We start from the raw sequence: 6,639 nt of genomic DNA, 5'->3' as shown, positions 1-6,639 counted from the left end.
TAGGCCCTATCAACTCAACTCTCTTTCCTTCATCGTCCGATATCAAAGAGAATGAAATCCTGCGAATACACGAGCTTACGTGAGAAAATCAAATCATACCGAGGGAGCTTAACAAGCCTTTTTTTAAATAATTGGATTTGAGCATTCCATAAAATACTAAGTCTTCATAGCTTCCCCGCTTTAATACATGTTGGGGGAAAGTACCTTCTTCTTTCATACCGATTTTTCTCATTACGTTATACGAACCAGGATTTTTTGTCATAGCAGCTGCGGAAATACGATTCAGTTCTAAATCTTCAAAACCAAATCGTATAACTCTTTGTGCAGCTTCCGTTGCATATCCTTGCCCCCAAAAAGGTTTTCCTACCCAATAAGCCAGCTCAGCACGATTATGCTTTTGGGATACTCCCATGCTCATATTTCCAATTAATAATCCATCGTCTTTTTTTATCATCGCAAAAGCATAATTTTCCCCTTTTTCGGAGGATTGACGAACATTTTCAATCCATTGTTCAGCTGCACCATCTGGATATGGATGAGGAATTGCTAGAGTCGTACGTGCAACTTCTTCGTTACCAGCTAATTCTTGAACCATTTTTGCATCAGATAACTCAAAAAATCGAAGTAATAAGCGGTTTGTTTCAAAAGTATAACCCACGTGTTTGTCCTCCTTTTTCTTATATTATAATCCATCAACTTCTTTGTTTGTATAAATTCCCATTTAACTCTACTGCCCGTTACTTCAATAAAGAAAAGAGGAGTTGCCGCGAAGCAAGCCCCTCAGCTATAATTCTTCGTAATCGCGGGATATTTCACATCGAAGTATAATGTTATTTTAATTCAGGAGATAACGATCTGTGATATATACTTCCCCGATTCTAAGTCATACCCTAAGAACCAAATCTTTATTTGGTCCCCCACCTTAATGCGAGTAACATTCGAACGAGCTCCCTTTTCCCATACTTGTGTGAGATTATGCAGCCCATATTTTACCCCATCCACGTTTACGTACCAAATCTCGTTTACGCCCGCGCCAGTTTTCTCTATACCTGTGACTCTCCCTATAGCATCGCCTTTACCAGAATCAATGGCAGTAATCTCAAAACGTATACCCCCTGCTTGTCCAGGGTAACTTTGTTTCATAATACCTTCGCTCCACACCTTAACAATTGATCCAATTTTTACATCTTCAGCTCTAAACGTCTTCCCTTTATACTCTATAACCGCATTTTCCAACATACTGTACCAAGCGGCATCTGGCATTTTTTTATCTTGATCCAAGAATTTGTCAGTTGAAACTACTAGAAAGCTTCCCCCTTCGTTGCTGATGGAGGTGATTTTTCCAGTCATATTGGGTGGAGTCGTATTTTCCGAAATATTCGCTTTCTCGCAACTAGTGACTATAATAGTTAGAAGCATGATACTAACCGTAGCAAGTAATATTACCAGCCTCATAAATACCGCTTTTTCCATGACCTTACTCCTTAAATTTCACTTTTGTTAACTATAGCAAATAGAAGAAAATTTATCTTGTACCAAATTCCCAATTTGCTACTCTGCCCGATAGCTCAGCGAACAATCTTCTTAAACACTTCTAAAGGTCTAATCGAATTAGTTCTACGTCCTTGTTAGTGTTACAGATTAGTACACAAGGAAATACATACGGAACAAAAGAGCCGAAAGAGCCTGTTCCCCCGAGGTCTACGTTATAATACTGTTCCTCTCCATTTTGGACTATATTACTACCCTTTATTGTGATTTCAAAGCGCTCAATTGCTGTTTTTGGTAATAATAATTTTTTAAGTCTTTTACCTTCCTTCTCAATGAAACACCCTTCATTTATTTGGGCCACGAACTTGGTTTCATCTTCACGAAAGTCTGCGGGGTCTATCAAATAAATTTCGGTGCTTCTACCTTTACTCTTATAAAAGTAATCGCCTTGTCTTTTCATCAAGACTTTTCTTATTACCTTGACGAGCCTAAACGTTTTCCCATGAAACGTGCCATACGCAAAAAGCACAATAGCAATTGCAATTACCATCAGATTCTTTGACGGCTCGTCTTTAATATACTTAATGTAGTCTAAAGAAATATCTATTAGATTCCTTAAACTGAATGGAATTTTACCCGCCAAGATAATATTGGTGACCATCGCAACAAATATTTGCATCACAGATAAAATCCCGATGATGAGCCTTAACGGCCAAATAATGTGATTCTCAAGAACATTCTTTTTATATATATAGATAATTCCCATTAGGCAGAAAATAGGAATTAATAAAAAATTCATTTTCAGCAAATAAATTGAAATGCCATAAATAATTCCACATACTAGAGCTAAAAGAAATATTTTAAGAAGTACTATAAACAAGTTTGTTTCTACATGTTCTTCTATTCCTAAATGATCTTTTTCCAATGAATCAAGTTCACATGGTTGCATTTTCATTTGTGATCTAATCGTTGAATACAAAGTTTCTATATCTATGCTAGCAAATAGTGTAGTAGCGATTCTGATTAAATACATCCCTCCGTTCATATTGATTATCTCAGACCAAAATGATTGCTTTATTTTGTCCTTAAGAACCAGTCCAATAAAAGTAGTGCGACTTTGGGTAAAGACCTGTATGTCGTAGACTTCTTTCCAATATGCTTTCTTAGTCCCGAATGCGGATTTAAACTCAATAGCATCCTGAGTTATCTTAAGGTATTGTCGACGGAGGATACCTGCAAACACCCATGCGTATAGTAAAAAGGCTACTAGTATCCCACAGATTAACTTATAAGCAATATTGAAAAAAACATTATTGATTGGGATAAACAAGAAAGCTCCGAACATCCCTATAGAGAATATGAAAATCAGGTGCATAGACCATTTCATTTTGGACCGTTGTACAAAGGGTAAGGCGTAACATCCATTCATCGGTTGTAATCCCAATTGTCTTCCTCCTAATCTTAGGGGCAAATGCCTACAACAAATGATACATAACATGCAAACACTATAAGTAATACGCCAGGTAAAATGTACGGTAAGTGATGTGCAGAGTAGTAATTTCTCATTTTAATACCGTACTTCATTCATTCTTCCTAGCAGTATGTGCAGTTTACAAATTATTACACTATCATGTTTAACAATCAGATATGAATATCATTGGATATGTGGAGAGAATATACACTTAATTACTCATTAGGAGTCATGATATGAAGGAATTTTTTTTTGCGTGGATCTTCGGTCTGGTTATGATGGTTGGCTGCGGCTTCTTTGTTTACAGGCCATTAAAGGACGCAATGAAACATCGCCTTTCAGAAGTCGGTTCACTTCATATTTGAAAATGAGTTACGGTTTCTATTATAAGATTCGCTTCTACTGCCAGATGTAGCGTATAGTAGGGGTAGTTGAAAATATAACCCAGGAGGTACAGTTATGTCACAGAAGATTTGGATTAATCTGCCGGTTAAAGATGTTGAGAAGTCAACTGCCTTTTTCAATGAGATTGGCCTCCATGCGGTGAGCTTTGGTAACGAGAGAGCCAAGCTTGCCATAGACCAAACAACGATTCTATTGTTCCCGGATGCGGAGTTTGAGAAATTTACAGGTTCAAAAAAAGCAGATACCTCCCATAGCGCAGAAGTAATATTTTCCATTGGCGCTGAAAGCAGAGAAGAAGTAGACGCCTTTATTCAAAAAGTAGAGTTTGCTGGAGGAAGCATCTTTGGCAAGCCGAGTGAAATTGACGGATGGATGTACGGCGCAGGATTTGCCGACCTGGACGGTCACCGCTGGAACCTGCTGTACATGGATCAGAGCAAAATGCCGAAACGCTAATAAATATGGAAACGCCGGTTACCTCGAAACAAGTTCCTCTTTTCATTTTATCCCCCTCCAACATTATTCAATTATCCTGCACCTTAGTTGAGAAGGCTACCGAACAATAATTTTGGTAGCCTTCACTTGTAATGAATTAATGACTACTGGTACTCCCCGAAAAACAAGAAATCCCTACCAGATATTGGAACAATTCTACCCATTACCTCAACAGACAAAGGCAAACGATCGAGTGCCGGCTGCGCTGCGTAAATAAAATCAGCAACCATTAATTTTGTTTTATTTATTTGAATAACATATTTTTTTTTACACAACTTAAAGACGTTTAGGAGGTGAAAAAATGTCTAATCAAAACAACAAACGAAATTCCCAAAATGTCTCAGAGAACATAAAGGATACCGCTGGGGCTGTATTTCATTCTGTTCATAAAGGGTTGGAAGCAACTGAAAATGCTGCAATGAATGCAGTTGATGCAACAACTAACGCAATTAACAATTTAACAAACAATGAAAACCGTTAATAGGGGTACCGCCAGCAAAACGCGGATTTACAACGTTAAGAGAGCCTTATATGTGAAGTTAGTAAATCCCACATTAATGTAGGCTACCGTAAAGTAAAAAAGGCTGCCGCGGCAGCCTTTTTGTTATTCATGAAATACGTAACGATACCTTACCCGTTAGTTCAATGTCATGACTTTTATTTAAGCTACTGGTTACCATGCTAACTCATAGATGCAATATCATATCGTATTTGGTCTACCTCATTGTTAGCATACCAAAATTCCAAAGTTTCCTTCCCATCAACATACCCAATAATACTCCCACCTTGTTCCCACCTTGTATAGTAGCTAGAACCATACAATTGCTTTACTTTGTCAATTGATTCTCCAATGCCGATTCCTTTGTTTGTTCTTAATGATTCAGCATTTACAGATGTAATACTAATACGGATAATTTTATCGTTACCCTTTTTTGTAGCAATCACCAGACCATCATTTAATTTGTAATAGTCAAAAAGTGCATTTTCTATTCTTTCATATTCCTTACCGTATTTACCTATAAACCAATCATCCTTCATACTTTGGTGTAGCTTTAAACCATTGATATTTTCATTACTTAAATTTGTATTGTCTGTAATAAAAGTGTAGTAATATCGTGGGGATAAATTAGAACCCCAGAAGTAGATAGAACCCATAACGATTAGAATTAGTATTGTAATTCCAATCCTCTTCCTCTTCTTCATTTGTTTACCCCCTAAACGAAATCCATGGCTTATTGGAACATCCACAATATGTTACCACAATTTGGAATATAAGTATGTCTAACCTTGTCGATAGCGTAATTCTGCCCGTTCATATTATGAGATCTATTAACACGCTTAACAGCCCACCCGACTCACTGTATCCACCACGCTCTACTGCCCATTACTTTAATGAAAGGCTCTGTTAAATTTTAATGTTGATAGTAAGTGAAAAAAAATAGAACTACCAATTGTCTGGGAGATCTATTTTGTAATATAGTCTTATTCAATCAAAGCACCCGTTTGCTTGAGACATTGTTCACGATTTTCCCTCTAAATCATCAATTCTCTTTTCAAGTTCTTTTACTTTTTTAATACTGGTCAATGCATTCGTAAAAGCAACAAGTCCGAATATGAACCCCATAATTCCGAAAACTTCCACATAATCACCCCTTATTTAAACTTTAAGATATACTGATTTCACTATTTTAAAACATCTGTTCTGATAATCCAATTATCAACAACTAACTTTAACAAGGTCTAATGAAAAAAGAGCTGTTGCTGATCGTGGCAAACAACTCCCCTTAATTCTCAACTAACGTACGCTAATGCGTTCTTCTAAACATCTACTATAATATCTCTTTTCTAAATGATATAAACCTCAGTTGTTCATCTTCCTTGAAGTTATTACATTTAGATAATTCAACATCAAAGAACTCGTCATCTCTTTCATTCATTTGAATTGACTGACCAATCCACCATAAATTTATGCACTTACACATTACTCCATTCTCACTCCTCGAACGCTCCACAAGTCTTCCTAGTCGCTCTAAAGGTCTAGAATTATCACAACCGCATGGGTAGTCCATTTATAATAATTTTCTGCCGAGTTGAGCATTTTAGCAATGGAGGTGAAATTTGCATGATTAAAAAACTAACTATCAATGTAGTAACTGCTTTTTTTCTTTTGATATTCAATGGAGTAGCTTATGCACAACAACCAACTTTAATGAGCATTAAAACTATTCCTGCTCCTGAAGGTAATTGGGTCTACTTGCCTGAAGGTGATGGGCAGATGGTTATTCGTGTATCTGCCGCATATTCAAATACATTTAAAGTATGGAGAGTTCCTACTGGAACACAGCAATGGGAAAATCGAATACTTATTTGTAATGAAAAAGGAAACAAATTTGACTGGACTTGTGTCTGGAGATATACCAAGGACGATAATATTCACGACCATTTTGTAGTTGAAGCTTCTGGAGAAGGTGGGAGTATCAAAGGTAGCATTAATGTAACTCGTAGGCATGACGAAAATCATCCTAAATAATTTTTATTTCACACACCCCCTTGCTCTTTTCAACACCAGTAGATGAATCCTAAACGCTCTCAAGGGAAAAAGAAAAGCACAACCTCATGGATTGTGCTTGTTACTTGAAACTTCAATTTTATGGAACTAACGTTCTCCGTTAGAATTCCTGTGAAACGAATAATTTGGAATTTGAATAAAAAAGAGCGCCTCTGTACGATGGGAGTACGTAACGGGTCTACAGCCCTTAAAATCCCACATCAGGAGG

At 36.9% G+C, this 6,639-nt stretch carries 7 protein-coding genes; 3 read left to right on the top strand and 4 right to left on the bottom strand.

Annotated elements, in window-relative coordinates; all coding sequences use genetic code 11:
* Window positions 1-88: 88 nt before the first annotated feature.
* From AC58UX_RS32445 to AC58UX_RS32435, 3 genes are all read right to left on the bottom strand, one after another.
* Entirely contained in the window at window positions 89-658 is a 570-nt protein-coding gene (locus tag AC58UX_RS32445) for a GNAT family N-acetyltransferase (protein WP_497260147.1), read from the bottom strand.
* A 182-nt stretch (window positions 659-840) separates the two neighbouring features.
* A complete protein-coding gene (locus AC58UX_RS32440; protein ID WP_497260146.1) occupies window positions 841-1,473 on the bottom strand; it encodes a DUF3221 domain-containing protein in 633 nt (210 codons plus the stop codon).
* Between the two features lie 121 nt (window positions 1,474-1,594).
* Complete coding sequence (locus AC58UX_RS32435; protein WP_497260145.1) at window positions 1,595-2,935, bottom strand: hypothetical protein; 1,341 nt, start codon at window positions 2,933-2,935, stop codon at window positions 1,595-1,597.
* A 486-nt stretch (window positions 2,936-3,421) separates the two neighbouring features.
* Between AC58UX_RS32435 and AC58UX_RS32430 the strand changes: the two genes are divergently transcribed.
* Together AC58UX_RS32430 and AC58UX_RS32425 are read left to right on the top strand one after the other, a co-directional pair.
* Window positions 3,422-3,823 (top strand): VOC family protein, encoded by a 402-nt coding sequence (locus AC58UX_RS32430; RefSeq protein WP_497260144.1) that lies wholly within the window; start codon window positions 3,422-3,424, stop codon window positions 3,821-3,823.
* Between the two features lie 340 nt (window positions 3,824-4,163).
* Window positions 4,164-4,343 (top strand): hypothetical protein, encoded by a 180-nt coding sequence (locus AC58UX_RS32425; RefSeq protein WP_497260143.1) that lies wholly within the window; start codon window positions 4,164-4,166, stop codon window positions 4,341-4,343.
* Window positions 4,344-4,543: 200 nt separating this feature from the next.
* Here the strand turns inward: AC58UX_RS32425 and AC58UX_RS32420 are convergent, their stop codons facing one another.
* Window positions 4,544-5,065: a hypothetical protein gene (locus AC58UX_RS32420; protein ID WP_497260142.1), complete on the bottom strand. Its 522-nt coding sequence runs from the start codon at window positions 5,063-5,065 to the stop codon at window positions 4,544-4,546.
* Window positions 5,066-5,984: 919 nt separating this feature from the next.
* Here AC58UX_RS32420 and AC58UX_RS32415 point away from each other — a divergent pair.
* Window positions 5,985-6,392, top strand: coding sequence for a hypothetical protein (locus tag AC58UX_RS32415; RefSeq protein WP_497260141.1), 408 nt, complete (start codon window positions 5,985-5,987; stop codon window positions 6,390-6,392).
* The last annotated feature ends 247 nt before the right edge of the window (window positions 6,393-6,639 follow it).

Source organism: Paenibacillus sp. J22P90 (genome assembly GCF_059692195.1).
This window is presented reverse-complemented; position numbering and strand designations above follow the sequence as displayed.

What these genes read in the sequence shown, in the direction of transcription:
- AC58UX_RS32440 (WP_497260146.1), bottom strand. Translation starts at nt 1,473, where the DNA reads ATGGAAAAAGCGGTATTTATGAGGCTGGTAATATTACTTGCTACGGTT.
- AC58UX_RS32430 (WP_497260144.1), top strand. Translation starts at nt 3,422, where the DNA reads ATGTCACAGAAGATTTGGATTAATCTGCCGGTTAAAGATGTTGAGAAG.
- AC58UX_RS32425 (WP_497260143.1), top strand. Translation starts at nt 4,164, where the DNA reads ATGTCTAATCAAAACAACAAACGAAATTCCCAAAATGTCTCAGAGAAC.
- AC58UX_RS32420 (WP_497260142.1), bottom strand. Translation starts at nt 5,065, where the DNA reads ATGAAGAAGAGGAAGAGGATTGGAATTACAATACTAATTCTAATCGTT.
- AC58UX_RS32415 (WP_497260141.1), top strand. Translation starts at nt 5,985, where the DNA reads ATGATTAAAAAACTAACTATCAATGTAGTAACTGCTTTTTTTCTTTTG.